Source organism: Dokdonia pacifica (assembly GCF_900188275.1).
Taxonomy (GTDB): Bacteria; Bacteroidota; Bacteroidia; order Flavobacteriales; family Flavobacteriaceae; genus Dokdonia; species Dokdonia pacifica.
Genome location: NZ_FZNY01000004.1, coordinates 193,214 through 213,693 on the forward strand (window position 1 = coordinate 193,214; position 20,480 = coordinate 213,693).

Sequence of the window (20,480 nt, forward strand, 5' to 3'; positions counted from 1 at the left end):
TAAATCCTTTCTTATAGTATTTCTATTTTGAGTCGGAAAGTTTATTTTAAAATGTTTTAAAAATTACATTTTAAAAGTAAACAACCACCCAATTATTCTTTTTTTACATCATACTTCATATACATCACACTCCCATAAATAATATGTAATACCCCATATCGTTTCTGTTACGGAAAGTTTATTTTAAAATGTTTTAAAAATTACATTTTAAAAGTAAACAACCACCCAATTATTCTTTTTTTACATCATACTTCATATACATCACACTCCCATAAATAATATGTAATACCCCAAAACCGAGTGCCCAAAAATAGAGACCATACCCTATAAATTGTGTGCTTATGAGTCCTATGATTACATTGGCAAGGCCTAAATATTTAATATCTCCTAATGTAAATTTACTTGCATTAATCAAAGCCAATCCATAAAAAATTAATGTACAGGGAGCCACTAATCCTATCAAGCCGTATTGTAATAAAACCATGCAAAAAGCTCCCCCTGTAAGTAGCGGAATCGAAAAGTTAATAAGCAATCTTCTTGAAGAAGGATCCCATATTTTTTCCTCATGTTTTTTTGCTTTACGTATGGTGAGTATAATTCCAGTAACTACTGCTGCAACAAGTACAACAAGCGCTACTAAGAATAATTTAGTGCCTGACGGATGCGCTAAATAAGCATTAATCAATCCTACAACCGAGGCATACCTAGCACCACCTGTAGTAAGCTGTTCGGTTGTAAGAATGTTATGAGCTACAAATGCACCAATTAAGGCGTATATCCCCGCAAGTATTCCTGAAAGTCCGCTTAATGACATAAATCTTGAGGATTTACGCATCATGGACTTGATACTCACAATGTCTTCTAAATATTTATTTGACTCCATAATAAAGTACTTTGAAATTCAAAGTTAATAATTATTTTGAGATTTGCAAATACATGATAATATTACTTGTGTTAATTATCTGTTATTTAAAACACAGGTTAGTGGAGGATGTAGGTATGCTTACCTAATTTTAAGGGTGTGTGATGTTCTTAAATTCAGTATACGCTTTCGCGAAAGCGTACAATTATTTAACGCTTTCCGCCATATCCACTTCCAGCACGATAACTCAATGAAAACCCTTGTGAACTTCCCAATGGAGAATTATTTAAAGCGATGTTATAAGTGTAGTTTATGCGAACGTTATTGAAAATATAACACCCTACAAGCATATTGACAAGCGAGTTGGTACGATATCCAATACCTGCTTCCAATTTGCTTTTATAATTTAAAAATAGATTCATATCTACTTGCGTTGGAGCTCCGTCTGATACAATAACAAGCGCATTGGGCTTTAGTAAAAACTCTTCTTGACTTCCAAAGTATACTTTATAAGCTCCATAGGCATAATAAGGCACCACCAACTCTATGTTCTTTTCTGAAGACAATAAATCTCCTACAATATTAGGCGCTGCAATGCCTACATAAAAGTTACGCTCATTGTATAAAAACCCAGCACCTATAGTTGGGATAGAAGTATTTATATTTTGTGCAAAATTGATATCGTTTGTGATATTAAGATCTAGTAAATCTTCTGCATATTGTAATACGCCAGCAGAGATGCCAAATGACATCACATGTGGATTTCCATTATGCCAACGCGGCACATTTGAATCTTGCGATAAGAAAATTTTATATGCATATGAAGCAAAAAAATGTGTAGTAGTGGTCACACCAATTTCATCTCGTAAAATACCACCGCCAAAACCTGAATAATCTTTAGGAATACTTGCAGAAAGTGAAAGATATTTTGGCGTACCATCAAAGGCATCTACGAGTCCGCGATTAGTAAAAGCAATCTCTGTTTCTTCCTGTAATCCGGAATGTGCTGGATTTATAATAATGGTATTATAATTATAGTCAGAAAACAGGGGTGTTTGTTGTGCAAACACGTGCATCATACTCAACAATAAGGTTACGATAGTAAATAGATAATTTCTCATGTGTTATCGTTTTAAGACTACGTAGCCTTTTGTTTTTAGGTTATGTTCTACGGGGATTTCAATAGTGAAAAAATAAGTACCTTCTGGCAGTTTTCCTGCACCACGTCCTGTAGATTTATTTGCGTTTCCGCTAAAAACATTATTCGAATTATTATATCCTTCTATCTGAAATACGAGATCTCCCCAACGGTTATATATGGAAACTATATTATCGGGATAACTTCGGATGCCTTTAATTTCCCAAAATTCATTTATCCCATCTCCGTCAGGTGAAAAGCCATACTTTTGTCTATTATCTACGTCAATAGTGGTGTCTTCTGTAGTAAATGATTCTTCTTGGCAAGACTCTGTAATTCCACCTAGATTGTATGGATGTATGGTTATGTAAATGGTTGAGTTATCTGGAAGTTCTTCGGCTAGAGATATTTCAGTAACATTGCCTACATCTGTAGTAGCAATAATATCATCACCGCCTGAGAATGTTCCAATCGTGATAAAATAGCCATCTGCATTTGTAACAGGATTCCAAGAAATTCCTGTGTTTATGGGCACATTTAGACTTTCATTAGATGGTGCGAGAAGTGTTGTACAGAGTGGTGGTAATATCTCTGTAATAAAAGAAATTTCTGTACAACCTTCCGCACTCCCCCCAATATTATAAGGTGTTACAATTACAAATAATTCTGTTTGTTCTGGAAGATCATTAGGGATGTCGTATACTGTACTATTTCCTACGTCAAGATTATTTATAATATCAATACCTCCAGATGTGGTTCCAATACTAATGAAATACCCTGTGGCTTCTGTAACTTCTTCCCAACTAATCGTTGTAGTAACTGGAACTTCTATGTCTCCGTCTAATGGGTTAGTAATTGTCGTACAAGTAGGAGGAAATGTTTGTGTTGTAAAACTTTCTTCAATACATCCTGTTGCATTTCCCGTAGCATTATAAGGAGTGATGGTCACAAAAATATCAGATTGATCTGGTAAGTCCGTTGGAAGATCAAATGTGGTGACATTCCCAACATCTTGGTTATTGAGTATGTCAGTTCCTCCTGATGTTGTTCCAATAGATATAAAATATCCTTCAGCCGTAGCAGATGGATTCCAATTGATATCAGTTCCTATTAATACACCAGTAGCACCGTTTAACGGGTTTGTAAGCGTTGTACAGTCAGGAACAAACAGTTGTGTTGTGAATGATTCTTCGGTGCATCCTGTAGCATTTCCAGTAGCGTTGTATGGAGTAATGGAGACAAAGATTTCGGTAAATTCGGGTAAGTCAGTAGGGAGATCAAATGTGGTGACATTTCCTACGTCAAGATTATTTATAATATCCGTTCCTCCTGATGTAGTTCCTACATTCAGAATATAACCATCTGCTGTCGTGGTAGCATTCCAAGAAAGATCAGTTCCTATTAATACGTCTATTGTTCCATTTAACGGATCGGTAAGTGTGGTACACTCTGGTACAAATAGTTGTGTGGTAAATGATTCCTCAGTACACCCGGTCGCATTTCCCGTTGCATTATATGGAATGATGATTACAAAAATCTCCGTAAACTCAGGTAAATCTGCAGGTAAATCAAATGTAGTAACATTCCCTACATCTTGGTTGTTGATTATATCTGTTCCTCCAGAAGTAGTTCCTACACTAAGAATATAACCATCTGCTGTGGTAGCTGTGGTCCAACTTAAATCAGTACCAATAAGTACACCGGTAGCTCCATTTAATGGATCCGTAAGCGTAATACAATCTGGTGCAAACAATTGCGTTGTAAATGATTCTTCAGTACATCCTGTTGCATTTCCAGTAGCGTTGTATGAAGTAATGGAGACAAAGATTTCCGTAAATTCGGGTAAGTCAGTAGGGAGATCAAATGTAGTGACATTTCCTACGTCTTGATTATTTATAATATCCGTTCCTCCTGATGTAGTTCCTACATTCAGAATATAACCATCTGCTGTCGTAGCAGCATTCCATGTGAGATCAGTTCCTACTAATACGTCTATCGTTCCATTTAATGGGTCTGTAAGAGTAACACAATCTGGGACGAGTAATTCTGTAGTAAAGGATTCCTCAGTACATCCTATTGCATTTCCTGTATCGTTATAAGGAATAATAGTGATAAAAATCTCAGTAAACTCGGGTAAGTCTGCAGGTAAATCAAATGTAGTAACATTCCCAACATCTTGATTATTTACAATATCTGTTCCTCCAGAAGTAGTTCCTACACTGAGGATATATCCATCTGCTGTGATAGCTGTTGTCCAACTAAGATCTGTGCCAATAAGTACACCAGTAGCTCCATTTAACGGATCTGTAAGCGTGACACAATCTGGTGCAAACAATTGCGTTGTAAATGATTCTTCAGTACATCCTGTCGCATTTCCAGTAGCGTTGTATGGAGTAATGGAGACAAAGATTTCGGTAAATTCGGGTAAATCTGTTGGGAGATCAAACGTAGTGACATTTCCTACGTCTTGATTATTGAGAATATCCGTTCCTCCTGAAGTAGTTCCTACATTTAGAATATAACCATCTGCTGTCGTAGCAGTATTCCATGTGAGATCAGTTCCTACTAATACGTCTATCGTTCCATTTAATGGGTCTGTAAGAGTAACACAATCTGGAAGGAGTAATTCTGTAGTAAAGGATTCCTCGGCACATCCTGTTGCATTTCCTGTATCGTTATAAGGAATAATAGTGACAAAGATTTCAGTTAATTCTGGTAAATCTGCAGGTACATCAAATGTAGTAACATTCCCAACATCTTGATTATTTACAATATCTGTTCCTCCCGAAGTAGTTCCTACACTGAGGATATATCCACTAGCGGTTGTAGCTGTTGTCCAACTAAGATCTGTGCCGATAAGTACACCTGTAGCTCCGTTTAACGGATTGGTGAGGGTTACGCAATCAGGAATGAATAGTTGCGTTGTAAATGACTCCTCTATGCATCCCGTTGAATTTCCACTATCGTTATATGGTATGATCGTCACAAAGATTTCGGTAAATTCGGGTAAATCTGTTGGGAGATCAAACGTAGTGACATTTCCTACATCTTGATTGTTGAGAATATCTGTTCCACCAGAAGTAGTACCCACACTCAATAAATAACCCGTAGCCATGGGTGAAGTTTCCCAACTCAAATCTGTTCCCACTAGAACATTGATAGCACCATTGAGTGGATCTGTTAAAGATGTACAGTCAGGGAAAAATTCAATGGTTTCCGTTGTAAATGACTCTACTATACAACCCGTTGCATCACCAACATTATTATATGGAGTTATGATAACGTAGTATGTCTCATCTTCGTCCAGATCTGTTACAAAATCAAATGTTGTAGTGTTATTCACATCTATCTCATTTAAAATTTCATTTCCTCCTGGTGTAGTACCTACTGTTAGTAAATAACCAGTTGCATCTGCCACGGCATCCCAAGTTAAGTTAGTTGTAATATCAACATCAATAGCGCCATCTATTGGTGTCAAAAGGTTTGTACATCCCGGAGGTACAGGAATAAACTCTGTTGTAAAGCTTTCTTCAGCACATCCTACACTGTCACCGACATCGTTTGTAGGTATTATAGTTACAAAAATAAGGGTGTTTTCAGGCAGGTCATCTACTAGATCGTATGTCGTAACGTTTCCTACATTTTCATTGTTTAAAATATCAACACCTCCAGGAGTTGTTCCTACTGAAATAATATAACTATCTGCATTACTTATGGGATCCCATGATAGGTCTGTACTTACTATAACATCTACGGCTCCATTTAATGGATTGGAAAGTGATGTACAATCTGGAATAGTTGGATTAGGATCTGAAATAATGGTAAATGTCTCTAAAGCACATCCCGTTGCATCTCCTTCATCATTATAAGGAACAATGGTTACGCTTACTACTTCGCCTCCCGCAAAGTCATTTACAAAATTATAGGTTGTATCATTAATGATGTCAATGTTAGTTACATTGTTTGCGTTGGGAGGTACTGAAGTTACTGTAAGTCTATATCCTCTAGCAAACTGAGCTGGTTCCCAAGTAATATTTGTATTTACTGGAACATCTATGTCTCCATTTAATGGCGAAATTAATGTGGTACATCCTGGAAGAGGGCAGTCAAGTATATCGCCTACTATATTCCATCCAAAATCTGAAATTATGGAAGCGCGTTCTTCAAAAGCATCACAATACGGAACGTTTAACGCTCCTAGGGTTAAGCCAGATGGTAATTGTTGTTGTGACCAGGCTATTAATGTGGTGTCATAACTATCCCTAGACATTCCTGAGTTGTCCAACATATTATTTAAGTTGGTCACTTGAGACATATTCCAGTCACTTAACACTTGGTCATAGGCACTAGCTTGATTAAACATATTGTTCATAGAAACGGAGCCTAGATCCCATTCATTTAATAGTTGATTAAAAGAAGAAGCATTTTGAAACATACTGTCCATATTAACTACTCCTTCGACGCGCCAATTATTTAAAGGAGCGTCAAAAGCTACTGCATCCTCAAACATTTCCTCCATAGTTGTGACATCTCGCGTATTCCAAGGATCTATATTTTGATTAAATAAAGAAGCTCCGCTAAACATACGTCTCATAGTGGTTACTGAAGCGGTGTTCCAACCCTCCATAGGTTGGTCATACATCGTTGCATCTTGAAACATGGCATCCATAGTGGTTACAAAAGAGGTATTCCACGTATTTATATTCTGGTTAAATACAGCAGCTTCTTTGAACATAGCGGCCATATTTTGTGCTTCATTGGTTTCCCAAGCATCCAATGGTGTATTAAATTGTTGAGCACTTTCAAACATGGAGGCAAAATTGGTAACATTAACAACGTCCCAATCATTAATGTTTTGATTAAACACCTGTGCGTTTTCAAACATAGAGTTCATATCGGTTACCGAACTTGTATCCCAAGCCATTAAAGGTTGATCAAACAGCTGTGCATTTTCAAACATAGAAGCCATAGTTGCAACCGCACTAACATCCCAACCGCCAATGGGCTGATTAAATACTTGCGCATTTTCAAACATAGACTCCATGTTTACCACAGAATTTACATCCCAAGGGGCGAGGGCTTGGTCAAAAAGTACAGCACTTCTAAACATACCTCTCATTGTTGTTACTTGAGATACATTCCAGCTGCTTATATCTTGATCAAATACATTGGTGCCATTAAACATAAATGACATATTGGTTACCGTCTCTACTTGCCAATTATTTAGTGGTTGGTTAAATGCAACAGATCCAGAAAACATAGATCCCATGGTAATACAAGATAGGGTGTCCCAATCATTCAAAGGTTGATTGAAAATGTTAGTACTGCTAAACATAGAATCCATTGTAATAACGTTTTCCACATTCCAGCTATTTAAATTTTGATTAAATGCATCTGCATTAGAGAACATAGAAGCCATTGAGGTAACATTTTCCACATTCCAATTTGAAATATTACCATTGAATGCTTCTGCATTATCAAACATTCTTTCCATAGATATTACATTTGATACATTCCACATATCTAATGGTTGGTTGAAATTTTCTGTAAATCGAAACATCCAACCCATGTCTTGAACATTTGATACGTTCCAGTTATTTAATGGTTGGTTGAAAGCTGATGCTGACCCATTAGCATCAAACATTCTAAACATGTTTGTTACATTGCCTACATTCCAATTGTTTATAGGTTGATTGAATGCTCGTGCTACAAGAAACAAGCCACTCATGTTAGTTACATTACTAACATCCCATGTATCTAGAGGACTATTAAATACAAATGCCGCAGCAAACGTATTGGACATATTTGTCACATTGCTTACATCCCAATTATTAATATCTGCATCAAATAAAAAACAACTGAAAAACATACTTCTCATATTTTCTACTTGAGATAAATCTGGAATATCTGTAGCATTATACGTCATGTTTTGACAGTTAAGAAATGCTTGATCCATACTTTGCCATTGCTGGGTTCCCCATTGATCAATGGTCAAGAGTTTAAAATAATCTGTATTTGAGAAGTTAAAGTAATGAGCGGGATAATCCCCAATAATAGAAATAGTATAAATCCCAGGTGCATCATAGGTATGTGTGATATCTCCCGATACATTATTATCAAATTGATTATCTCCCCAGTCTATGGAGTAATTATAGGATAAGCTATTATTTTTAGAGATTTTTAATTGATTGGCAGGAGTACTATCATTATTTGTTAAAGCAGTGTTGTAAGTGAGTTTAAACGCTGCGGGGCTATTCACCCAAGAATCAATAATAGTATACGTCTCTGTAACACAATTTTCTGCTGGACCTTCAGCATTAAAAGGAACTACTAGTGCCATAACGATATCACCGGCAACAAAATCTACAGCAAAATCCCAAGAGGTGACATTGCCTACATCAAAATTGTCTAAAATGGTAGTTACTACACCTCCTGTATCTTTGGTAACTGTGACCCTATACCCTGTAGCATTAGGTGTAGCTTCCCAAACTAAATCAAAATTACCTGGAACATTTATATCACCATCCACAGGGGTAATGATATCTGTGCAAAAAACAAAGCTGCAGTTTACAATGTCATCATTTATAGTCCAGTTATTGTTTATAATTAAATCTTCTCTAGCAAAACGTCCATCACAGTATAATAGATTTGCTGCTCCAAGAATTACATTATCATTAACGGTTTGTGCTTCCCACCCGATTAAGGTATTGTTATAGTTTGTTTCTGAAAGTCCAGAATCATCTAGCATATTGGCCATTAAGGTGACATTTGAAATATCCCAAACACCTAAGTTTTGGTCAAAGGCGGTTGCATTTGAGAACATAAAGCGCATGTCACTTACATTAGTTGTTGTCCATAAATCAATAGGTTGGTTAAATAAAGAGGCGCCATTAAACATTGAGGCCATGTTAACTACATTACTTACATTCCAATTATTGAGTAATTGATTAAAACTTGTAGCATTAAAAAACATGCTGTTCGTATCGGCTAAAGAATCAAGTGTCCAACCGTTTAAAGGTTGATTAAAATCTACAGCTCTGCGAAACATACCTGACATATTTGTAACGTTAGTTACATCCCAAGCCTCGAGGGGTTGATTAAAGCGAGAAGATTCAAACATCTCACGCATATTTGTTACACTTGAGGTAATCCACATATCCAGTGGTTGATTAAAAACGGTAAGTGCAGAATTAATTCCAGCAAACATATTTGACATATCTGTGACACTACTCACATTCCAATTGTTTAAAGGTTGATTGAACACATAATTACGTTCAAACATTCCTGCCATATTCAAAACATTGCCTACTTGCCAGTTATTTATATTTTGATTGAAAGGAGTATCTCTAAACATCTCAAACATATCGGTTACATTATCAACATCCCATTGATCAAGGGGTTGATTAAAGGGAGTAGATCTAAACATCCTAGACATCGTAGTTACTTGAAGTACGTTCCAATTGTTTAAAGGAAATGCCATATCTGATGCGCTAAACATATCGCTCATATCTGTCACCTGCGATGTATTCCAACCATTAATATTTTGATTGAAATCATTAGCAGATCTAAACATTCTCGCCATAGTTGTTACAGCGCCAGTATTCCAGTTATCTAATGGTTCATTAAAATTATGGGCTCCGTTGAAAGTATCAGACATGTCAGTAATATTCCCCGTATTCCATCCATCCAATGGCCTATTAAAAGTATCGCAATCTTGAAACATTCCAGAAATATCTGTGATGTTATCAACATTCCAAGAATTCAAAATTCCATTGAAAACATTTGCCTCTCTAAACATGTTCTTTAAGCTGGTAACTTGGCTTAAATCAGGAGGCGAAATAGCGTCAAAATTCAAATTTCGACACCCGTAAAAAGCATTCTCCATAGACTGCCATTGGAGGTTTCCCCAAGAAGTAATCTCAATAATTTTATCCTTATCACCCGTATTATTAAAATAAATAGCGGGAAAATTTCCACTAATACTAATAGTATAATTCCCCGGAGTAGCGTAAGTATGTGTTACATTTCCAGTTATTCCCGTGTCTGTATTGCCATCTCCCCAATTAACAGTATAATCATATGTAAATCCTGGGTTTGTGGGTATGGTTATTTGATTATCTGGAGTCGATAAGGTAGTATTCCAAATAGATGTAAAATCCTGACTATACGAATTTATACAGGCACAAAGAAAAATTGTTATGAGAAGTAAAAACTTCATTCTAGGCAATACCGTCATAAAATATACATTTTTGATACTCACACTGATGTGCTATTTACGCTAATTCTTTTCTGATTGTGCTAAAAAAAAGGTTTAATATTAGTGAAGTTGCATCACCATTAGTTCACATTTGAATCAATTCTTATACTAGAAATAGATATAACTAAAGAGCCTCATATGAAAGCATTACTTATTTTAAGTAAAGTTCACTATTTATAGGTAAAGTTCCGATCTTATGTAGTCAAAAAAGGTTCCATTCCATTGAATGGAACCTTTTTTTATAGAGAAAAGGCACTGTTTAAGCGGTTTTGCGATATTCTGAAGGGGTTTGACCTGTGTAGTTTTTAAATACCCTATTGAATGTAGTTTTACTTTTAAAACCAGAATCAAATGCAATGGCAATAATTTTTGCTGTTTTATATTGTGGTTTTTTCATTAACTCTTGTGCTTCTAAAACACGATAAAAATTAATGAAATTGTAGAAGTTTTCTTTAAAGCAGTAATGTAATACTTCAGAAAAATGCGATGTACTCATTTGTAATTTTGAGGCTAATTCAGCCAACCTCAAATTAGATTCTAAATACGGTTTTTCTGTTTTCATTAATACTAAAATTCGTTCCTTGTATTTTTCTCTATCAGTATCAGTTAATGACGAATTTTTATAGGGCTGTTCTTCTGTTTTTAAGTGTGTTTTTTCAACAGGTTGTACAGGTGTTATTTGTTTTTTTTCTATGACCCTTTTTAAAGCAACATATTGTTCTTGAAGATCATTTTTTTCTATTTCAATACGCTTTTTCTTTTTTATATAAAAGTATAATACACCCGAAAGTAAGAGTATGAGAATACTTCCGTAAAAAACTAATTGTTTTTTGTTTTTAGTAATAGATGCGACTTCCTCTTCAGTAGCTTCTAATGTTTCTTTGTTTTTAGTAATGTCATTTGAAAGGTCGGCAATTGTTGCTTCTTTTTTATCTCCTTGTATTAAATCTCTAATGCGTATGTATTCCTTTTGAGCTTCATATGAAACTTTAAAGTTTCCTTTCTGCTCATATACTTTTGCTAAATATTCATAGCTATACATGGCAATCTCGTCGAGATTTTTATTCTCGGCTAGTGTTAACGACTCTTTGAAACGCTCTAATGCGATATCGATATTAGATAGATGATAGTTTGCTACCCCATTATTAAATAAGAGCCAAGCACGCTTTTTAGTAGGTCTTTGTATGTGTGGAAGTTGAAGTCCTTTTTCTGTAGTTAGTAAGGCATTTTCATAATCACCTAATTGTATATAAATATCACTGGTATTATTCAGAGAAGTAGCAATTACTTCTTCATCTTTCATATACTCACCTAAAGTGATAGCACGTTCAGTGTATTGTAGGGCTTTTTCATAATCTTTTAGCTCTATATAATTTGTAGACTGCCCTACAAGAGCGGCTGCTTTTATTCTAGAAAAACTTCGAATGGTATCTGTCAGGACTAGCAATTCATTCATTGCATTAATAGACTTCTCATACGCGCCAATATCGGTATAGAGATTTCCCATGTTAGTAAGAATCATTGCCTTAGGCCCTTCATTGTTAGCAACCAATTCACATTTTTCTAGGGCTTTATGGTAAATCTCAATGGCTTTTTGTCTGTTACTCCTGTTTTTGTAGTATATCGCCTGACTGTTAAGAGCTAAAATACTCATGTCAGTAATCTCATATAATTCTGAAATTAATAATAAAGAATCACTATATATTTTGTGTAATTCATAGTCTCCATTTTTATAATGTTCCTGAAGTAATTTAGAATATCTTGCAGCTTCTTCTTGCCCATTAGTAGGGGATGTAAAATCTATTTTACTATCATCAACCTGTGCTTTTACAAGAAAGCAATTGTATAGAAATAGAATACTAAAGACAATTGATTTATTCATTCTAGGGGAGACTGTATATAGGTATTACAAAAGTAGTTTTTTATTTTTAGAGCTTCTTAGTACGCTTTCGCGAAAGCAAAAAAAGAATGATTACCCTACGTAATGATTTGCATTTATGGTAAGGTCTTTTTTAATTATTTACAACCTCCATATTGTGTATCAATTTTACACTATTATCTGCTTCTTTTCTAAATAGGAACGAGTAACTTTTTCCTTGATAGAATTTAGGGTATTTACCTCTACGCTTTCTTTTGAATACTAAAATTTCAATAGCAAATTTATTATGTTCTGTTTCGGTAACAACAAATAGATGTTTTGCCCTTCTTTTTGTGCGTAATTCTTTAAAAGGAGGAATCTCTATTGGAATATATAACTCACCAAAATAGTTTTCAAAGTCTCTATCTTTGAATGTTAAGGTTTGATCATCCAACCAGAAGGCATAGGCTTGATTTGCAAAACTAGTTGTCTTTATCGCTGTTGTATATGCTTCAATTCCTAGTTTTTTATAGGTAGGACTGTTTTCAATAATACGCAGTGCATCCTTATATACTGCGGCAGTTTCTTGTGCATACATCAATTGTAACATTGACGTAACTAGAAGTAGGGTAATTAAAATCTTTTTCATGTGTATAAATATAGCTCCTTATTTACGTAGATTCATCAGTTATTTTCTTCATACGTTTCCAAACATTGAGTAATAAGACGCCCGAAATAATGACTATCGCTAATGTAATAAGAGCATTGGTAGTTTCTCCATAAATAAAGTACCCGGTGCTAAATAAAGACCCATAAACAAAAGCACATCCTAAAAGCATGGCAAGAATCCCCTGTGGAACAATCCATGGTGTTTGAGAAGCTTCTTGCTGCTCAGGAGTCATCTGAGCCACTATCTTTTTCCAGCCTTTACCGCCTGGTGTTGTCTTTTGGTAGAAACGCGCTAAGGTTTCTTGTGATTCAGGTTGTGTGAGGTACGTAACAATAAGCCAAATAATAGAAGTCGTCACGACAATGAAAGGAAATTGATAGTATGTAGGCATCCATCCAGTGTCCCCAAACATAATTTCTCCAAGAGGAGTAAAGGTGAGTAGCATAGAGATGGTACCAGAAGCTAACATTGCGCTAATTTCTGTCCATGCATTAATACGCCACCAGAACCAACGAAGTATGAAAATAAGTCCTGTTCCAGCCCCAAACATAATAATGATATTAAATAATTGTAGTGCATTATTCATAGCCAATGCCATAAGCGCACTAATTACCATAAGAATAATCGTAGCGACACGTCCAGCTTGTACTTGTTCTTTTTCTGAAGCCTCTTTCTTGATTTGTGTTTTGTATAAATCATTTACTAGATAGGACGCTCCCCAATTTAAATGGGTAGAAATGGTACTCATAAAAGCAGCCGCAAGAGACGCAAGTACAATCCCTAATAAACCACTTGGAAGCTTTGTAAGCATTGCTGGATACGCTAGATCATGTCCTATTTTATCATCGGACACATTTGGGAAAGCTTCTTGTATACTCGCTAAATCTGGAAAAATAATAAGAGATGCAAGTGCTACTAAAATCCATGGCCAAGGACGAATAGCAATATGCATAAAATTAAAAAAGAAGGTAGCACCTATGGCATGATTTTCATCTTTGGCAGCGAGCATGCGTTGTGCTACATATCCACCTCCACCAGGTTCCCCTCCAGGATACCAACTACTCCACCATTGTACAGCTATAGGAATAATAAAAAGGGTAATTAATAATTCTTTTCGGTTTACACCTGATTGATCTGAATCAGGGATAAACGAAAGTTTATCGGCTACATTAGGGTGTGATACAAGCGCTTCTAGACCACCCACTTCTGGGAGTCCTACAATATAAACCGCAGCGCCTAAGGCGCCGATCATGGCTACAAAAAAGAGAATAAAATCAGTATATACTACTCCTTTAAAACCACCCACAGAACTAAATAGTAAGGTAATAGATCCTGCAATAAGTATCGTAATCCATCCGTCAAGACCCAGCATGACTTCTCCTATTTTAATAGCAGCTAGCATTACACCCGCCATCGCAAACATATTAAAGAATATACCTAAAAACACGGCTCTAAACCAACGTAAAAAACGTGCAGGAGCACCGCCATAACGTAGCTCATAAAACTCGATGTCTGTTTTTACATTTGATTTTCGCCATAAACGAGCGTATACAAAAACCGTTAGTAATCCAGTAATCAGGAATGCCCACCATACCCAGTTACCTGCCACTCCATTGACACGCACAATATTTGTAACCAAATTAGGCGTATCTGTAGAAAAAGTAGTGGCAACCATAGAAAGTCCTAATAACCACCATGGCATATTACGACCTGATAAAAAATACTGAGAGGTGTCTTTTCCTGAGGTTCTGCTTACATAAAATCCTACAGATAGGATAATCACAAATAGCGAAATAATAATGACTAGGTCTAGTGTCGATAAATCAATCATAAGGAGTCGTTAGATTATGCATTCCAATCTAAGGTTGGAATATGTGTAGAAAGATAATCATTCAAAATAAAAATATCATCTTTTCCAGTTAAATCAGGGACATGTTCTGAAAAAGGAATGGCTTGCATGGCAGTAGGGTGCTCACGCACCATGGCAAGAATAGCTGTTGGAAGCTCCTTTTCATTGCGTTCTGGATGGATAGGGCACGCCACCAAATAGGGGTAAAATGATGCGCCTTGAAATTTAAAAATATTCATACTGACTCTAAAAGTACCATCTGCATTTTTGTAATCTCCAACTTCTGAAGCCTCAGGTTTTTCTATAATGTCTTCTAGATATAGTTCGGTAGTCACCTTAGTTAAGGCAAATCGCGCAATACGTTCCATAGGATATTTTAGTGCCGCTCGATCATAATTTAGAAATGCGTGTGGGTTTTTGTTTTCGCGTAAAGCAAAAAAAGCAGTCGTACTATATAAATTGTCTGCATTACAAACCAAAAAAGTATCCGATTGTAATCTAGGGTATTGCTCTATGGCTTGTAGCAATGCATCGGCGGTACCTAATGGTTTTACCCTGTCTTCAGGAATGTGTTGTACCGCATAAGAGATGTGTAGTCCATGAAAATTATTGTTTTGGTCTTCGTTACCATAATACTCTTTGAATAAATCACCCTGAGGACCAATGACAATAATTACCTGCGTAATCCCTGCTTGTTTTGCATTATATAATACATAATCAAGCATAGGTCTATCATTTAGTAATATCAATGCTTTACTGCGTGTGTTAGCTTGCGTCACCATCTCTTTAGAAAGCTTTGACGCCATAGATTTCTTCATGCGGGATGAAGCTCCTCCAGCGAGAATAATTAATGTGTTTGTCATAAGATATGAGCTCCTTGGCTTAATTGTATGGTATAGGCATTTTTTGCACCTGAATTCTGTATAGCATTTATCACATCCTGTTGTTTTTCTAGAGGCGCAATTGCACAGATACAACCGCCACCACCAGAACCTACAATTTTTGCTCCATATGCTCCAGCTTCTAATGCTGCAGTAATCATAGCATCTATGACAGGCACAGTAATTTGTAGTGTGTTTTTTAAAACATCATGGTGCGCATTTAATAAGGCACCTAAATGTTTATAATCTATTTCTGTTTCGCTTAAAGCGAAAAATGCCTCTTGGGTTATGAGATGATTTTGAATAGCTGCATAAAAAAAGGGATGTAACTCATCTGGGAGAATAGCTTTGTAAGCATAATAATCATCAAGTGTTGCTGTAGCTAGGTCAAAAGAAGGTGTTGCTTTTTCGATAAATGCGATAGCTTCAAGAGATTTTCCTTTAATATCTCCTAAAACACCTACTGTATTTTTTGCAATGCCAGATTCACCAACGATGAGTCCTTTTAATGAACATGCTATTTTTCGATAATTTGAGGATGCATCTGTTTCTAAGTAAATGGTATCTCCAATAGCACTTGTATATTGATCCATTTTTCCACCAGGTGCTTTTTGTGCAACCACCTCAGCTTCGTAGGCAACTTGACCTATAAATTCTGGGGTTATAATTGGGTCACATCCAAAAGTGGTAAACAACCATTGAATCCAGGCAACGACCATGGCAGAAGAACTAGATAATCCTGCATTAATAGGGATGTCTCCTTGTATAGTAATATCATATCCTTGCGTGGGAATACATCCGTACTGTTGTACCACATATAAAGCTGTTTTAAGATGCGCTCCTTTGGTAGGAATGAGATCGCTTTCGCGAAAGCGTATACGTTCTTCTTCTCCCAGATCAGGCATTTTAATTACAAATGTATCTGTGTTATTAGGCGTACCTTTAATAGTGATATATCTATTGATAGCGCAAGCAATAATAGGCAACTCTAGATAATCCTGATGATCCCCAAAAAGGCAAATACGTCCAGGTGCTTTTGAAATCATAGTATCTACTAATACGTTTCTTTAATCCAATTATAGGGTTTGCGACTTACCCATAATCCGCGCGTAAAGTCAGGAAAATCTTGAGGCTCACCATTATTTGCAATAGAAGCTTCAGAAAGTGGCGTAATGGCACTCCAAGCAGCCGCATCATAGGCATCAAGTGGTGGCGCTATATTCTGTTTTGCAGATTCTACAAAGGCATTTAATACAAAAAAGTCCATACCTCCATGACCAGAACCTGTAGCATATTCTCCATATTTTTTCCATAAAGGATGATCATATTTATCTAGCCATGCTTTGGCATCATCCCAACGATGAGGCTCACTTTTTCCTTCTATATAAATACGACTTCCATCTACTTCCCATAACCCTTGACTTCCTTGGACTCTAAACCCAAGCGAGTAGGGACGAGGGGAATTACAATCATGGGTTACAATAATAGTTTCTCCATTTGCGGTAGCAATAGTAGAGGTAATGACATCTCCCTGTTTCCATTTTAGTTTTGCATTAGGATGATCTTTTCCTCCGTTTTCAACAATGTACTTATTAATGCCAACAGCTTTGCTAGCATGTGAAGTCATAGATACAAAACGATTTCCTCTATTTACATTACACATGGTAGCAATAGGCCCTACACCATGTGTAGGATATACATCACCATTACGAAGTAACGAATGTTGTGTGCGCCATTTAGACTCAGAAATTCCTTTGTCTCCAAACTCAACTCCTTTTCCATAAGGAGTAACCCCATCATTTAGTTTTACAAATCGTAAATCATGTTGATAACCACATCTGAAATGAATAAGCTCTCCAAAAACTTCTTGACGTACCATATTCAATACTGCAAGAATATCACGACGATAATTTACATTTTCTAAAATCATCAAGTGACTACCCGTCTCTTCATGTGTATTTACAAGATCCCAACATTCTTCCATCGTATTTGCAGCCGATACTTCTACACCTGTATACTTTCCTGCTTTCATTGCATCTACTGCCATACGTGTATGCCATAACCATGGCGTAGAGATAATGATAGCATCGATGCTTTTTTCTTCTAAAAGATTTCTATAATCATAATCATCTTTTCCAAAGACTTTCGGTGCTGCAAAACCAGCTTTGGCGATATGATCTTTGGCGATGGTAATTCTAGCAGGGTCAATATCACAGATGGCATCTACAGTGACATCCTTACGTTGTAATAAGTTAGTAAGGTGATTAGTCCCTCTTAGGCCAACACCAATAAGACCCACACGTAAAATATCTTTTGAAGATTGTGAAGCCCCATAGGCTATATTAGGTGCTAGTGCGATACCAGCACCAACTAAAGCAGTTTTCTTTACAAAATCACGACGAGAACTCATAGATCAGGTTATTAAGGTTGCTTAAAAATAGGGATTTTATAACTCTTAAAAAGAATCATTTTTAAGCAACTTCATTTACTCATCATAACGCTCTACTTTAAAATCAATAATCGCTTCTTGATGATTAAATAGGGTAAGTGTAATTGGATGTTTTTCTTTAAGTTTTATTTTACCAATAAACCCTTTAGAAGGATGCCTTTTAAAGCGAACTGGGCGAGGTTGTGTGTTTTCTTGTGTAATGTAATATACATTGGGGTGTTTAGGTAGTTTTTCAAAATGTAAGTACACATATTTTTCTTCTTTAGAGAGTTGTATGGTTCCTTCTTCTCGATCAGATAAGTGTATGCCAGAATCAAAATAGGCACTGTATAATAAGGGTTTGCTAAAGAATTCTTTTTTTGAAATAGGATGGGGTCTTAATTGCCAAACAGGGTCCTCAGGATAATGATGTTTTATGAATAATTCAGGGGCTACTTTATAATAATGATCATTAAAAATAAACTCCCATTTAGTGCGGTATACTGTTTCCCTTCCAGCACCCCAAGTAACATCTATAAGGTGCCATTCATTGTCTAGATATACAGCATTCCATGCATGGTTTTTAAACCCTGGACTTGTACCTATAAGTCTTGAATCGGTTTTTGTAAATCCATTAATAGTCACGCAAGGAATTCCAAGAGATTCGCATAGGGCTTGAAATAAGGCGGTATAGCCTTCGCATAATGCAGTTTGTGTTTTTAAGGTTTCATTTATAAGTTTTGTGCGTGCTATTCGAAGTTTTCGAGTACGTTCTTTTTTAGAAGAATAATAGATGCGTTTTGGAGAACGTAAGCTATAATAATCTTCTAGATCATAGGCAATATGCGTAGCAATCCAGCTATAAATGGCCCTGATTTGTGCTTCTTGTGTCGTAAAATCGTTCTGGATGCGATTGGAAAGTAATGTGATGGTGTTTATATGATCCGGATAGGACTGTACTTTTTGATCTATAACTGTAGCTGTTTGCGCTTTCGCGAAAGCGTATACCATTAGAAAAATATAAAAGCAATATTTTTTTATCAAATTATAGTATTTTTATCTCAAAGATATCAAAAACTGTACCTTGAATCCTGCCGAAAATTACATTTTGTCAAAGCCAGAACCATGGCGTAGTATCCTCATCGAGCTACAAGCTATTATCAAGCATACTATACCAGAAGTAGAAGAGCAATTTAAATGGCACTTACCCTTTTATAAAGTAGATAAAAAGATGTGTTGTTTTCTCAATTTTAGAAAAACATTTGTAGATGTAGGATTTATTAATGGGATTCATATAGATATTCATAAAGATCATTTGATAGCTGGTGAAAAACGCAAAACGTTACGATCCCTACGATACACTTCTATAGAAGAAATTGATGTAGCTGTATTGCAAGATATTTTGCAAGATGCAGTACGTTTGATCAGAGAGAAATAATTCTAAATATTATTGTAATGTTAATTCTTAATGCTTTAAGAATTTATTAAGAATCTTAAAAGATATGTTTATGTAGTTTCGTAACAACGATACTTACTAATCAATTATGAAAAATATTTAGTGAGTAAAAGGAATCTTTGGGGGAAGATTCCTTTTTTTATGTTTTATCGTAAGAGTTATAATCTATTTATAAAGAATTCACCGTTTTACGTATCGCAACTAAGTTTGTAAGTAGTTTTTCTAAATGCGCTAAGTCTAGCATATTTGCTCCATCACTTTTTGCATTTGCAGGGTCAAAATGTGTTTCTATAAATAACCCATCTACATGATTTACAATACCTGCACGTGCGATGGTTTCTATCATATCTGGACGTCCTCCTGTAACACCACTAGATTGATTAGGTTGCTGTAATGAATGGGTTACATCAAGAACAGTAGGTGCATATTGTCTCATGGTAGGAATGCCTCTGAAATCTACAATCATATCTTGGTACCCAAACATGGTTCCGCGATCAGTAATCATCACTTGTTCATTACCAGTTCCTGTTACTTTTTTTGCAGCATGTTGCATGCTTTCTGGAGACATGAATTGTCCTTTCTTTAGGTTGACCACTTTTCCAGTTTCGGCAGCGGCAACAACAAGGGCTGTTTGTCTTACAAGAAAAGCAGGTATTTGAAGCACGTCTACATACTGTGCTGCAAGTGCTGCATCAGATACTTCGTGAATATCGGTTACTGTAGGAACATCAAATCGTTCTGAAACTTTCGCAAGAATTTCTAATGCTTTTTCATCTCCAATTCCTGTAAAACTATCTACACGACTGCGGTTTGCTTTTCTAAAACTTCCTTTAAATACATAAGGAATTTCTAATTTAGTAGTGATTTCAAGAACTCTTTCGGCAATGCGCATGGCCATGTCTTCACCTTCAATAGCACAAGGACCTGCTAATAAAAAAAAGTTATCTCCGTCAGTATATTTAAGCTTTGGAATCTTAGATAATTGCATAGTGTTTCTGTGTTAGTATACGCTTTTGTACTTTGGATTTGCACTTCGACAAGCTCAGTGTGACATCCTTATAATTTCCAGCATACTTCTCAT

12 protein-coding genes are annotated in these 20,480 nt (G+C 36.0%); 1 reads left to right on the forward strand and 11 read right to left on the reverse strand.

Annotated elements, in window-relative coordinates; genetic code table 11:
- Nucleotides 1–229 precede the first annotated feature (229 nt).
- From CHB80_RS13395 to CHB80_RS13440, 10 genes are all read right to left on the reverse strand, one after another.
- Nucleotides 230–883 (reverse strand): hypothetical protein, encoded by a 654-nt coding sequence (locus CHB80_RS13395; RefSeq protein WP_089372002.1) that lies wholly within the window; start codon nucleotides 881–883, stop codon nucleotides 230–232.
- A 188-nt stretch (nucleotides 884–1,071) separates the two neighbouring features.
- Nucleotides 1,072–1,983: a PorP/SprF family type IX secretion system membrane protein gene (locus tag CHB80_RS13400; protein ID WP_089372003.1), complete on the reverse strand. Its 912-nt coding sequence runs from the start codon at nucleotides 1,981–1,983 to the stop codon at nucleotides 1,072–1,074.
- A gap of 3 nt (nucleotides 1,984–1,986) precedes the next feature.
- Nucleotides 1,987–10,260 (reverse strand): BspA family leucine-rich repeat surface protein, encoded by an 8,274-nt coding sequence (locus CHB80_RS13405; RefSeq protein ID WP_179218166.1) that lies wholly within the window; start codon nucleotides 10,258–10,260, stop codon nucleotides 1,987–1,989.
- A gap of 256 nt (nucleotides 10,261–10,516) precedes the next feature.
- A complete protein-coding gene (locus CHB80_RS13410; protein WP_089372005.1) occupies nucleotides 10,517–12,139 on the reverse strand; it encodes a helix-turn-helix domain-containing protein in 1,623 nt (540 codons plus the stop codon).
- A gap of 130 nt (nucleotides 12,140–12,269) precedes the next feature.
- Nucleotides 12,270–12,764: a hypothetical protein gene (locus CHB80_RS13415; RefSeq protein ID WP_143337134.1), complete on the reverse strand. Its 495-nt coding sequence runs from the start codon at nucleotides 12,762–12,764 to the stop codon at nucleotides 12,270–12,272.
- 22 nt (nucleotides 12,765–12,786) lie between these two features.
- Entirely contained in the window at nucleotides 12,787–14,616 is a 1,830-nt protein-coding gene (locus CHB80_RS13420; protein ID WP_089372007.1) for a sodium:solute symporter family protein, read from the reverse strand.
- Between the two features lie 14 nt (nucleotides 14,617–14,630).
- Complete coding sequence (locus CHB80_RS13425) at nucleotides 14,631–15,497, reverse strand: sugar phosphate nucleotidyltransferase (RefSeq protein ID WP_089372008.1); 867 nt, start codon at nucleotides 15,495–15,497, stop codon at nucleotides 14,631–14,633.
- Nucleotides 15,494–16,561, reverse strand: a complete 1,068-nt coding sequence (locus tag CHB80_RS13430) for a mevalonate kinase family protein (RefSeq protein ID WP_089372009.1) — start codon at nucleotides 16,559–16,561, stop codon at nucleotides 15,494–15,496. Before CHB80_RS13430 ends, CHB80_RS13425 begins: the two co-directional genes overlap by 4 nt.
- 8 nt (nucleotides 16,562–16,569) lie before the next feature.
- The gene (locus tag CHB80_RS13435) at nucleotides 16,570–17,925 is read right to left on the reverse strand and encodes a Gfo/Idh/MocA family protein (protein WP_089372010.1); all 1,356 of its coding nucleotides are present in this window, start codon (nucleotides 17,923–17,925) and stop codon (nucleotides 16,570–16,572) included.
- Between the two features lie 75 nt (nucleotides 17,926–18,000).
- Nucleotides 18,001–18,987 (reverse strand): transglutaminase domain-containing protein, encoded by a 987-nt coding sequence (locus tag CHB80_RS13440; protein ID WP_143337135.1) that lies wholly within the window; start codon nucleotides 18,985–18,987, stop codon nucleotides 18,001–18,003.
- A gap of 64 nt (nucleotides 18,988–19,051) precedes the next feature.
- Here CHB80_RS13440 and CHB80_RS13445 point away from each other — a divergent pair, with 64 nt between their 5' ends.
- On the forward strand, nucleotides 19,052–19,381 hold the full coding sequence (locus tag CHB80_RS13445) for a DUF1801 domain-containing protein (RefSeq protein ID WP_229746948.1): 330 nt from the start codon (nucleotides 19,052–19,054) through the stop codon (nucleotides 19,379–19,381).
- Nucleotides 19,382–19,568: 187 nt separating this feature from the next.
- On the opposite strand, the gene kdsA is transcribed toward CHB80_RS13445, so the two are convergent.
- Nucleotides 19,569–20,387: a 3-deoxy-8-phosphooctulonate synthase gene (gene kdsA, locus CHB80_RS13450; RefSeq protein ID WP_089372013.1), complete on the reverse strand. Its 819-nt coding sequence runs from the start codon at nucleotides 20,385–20,387 to the stop codon at nucleotides 19,569–19,571.
- Nucleotides 20,388–20,480 lie beyond the last annotated feature (93 nt).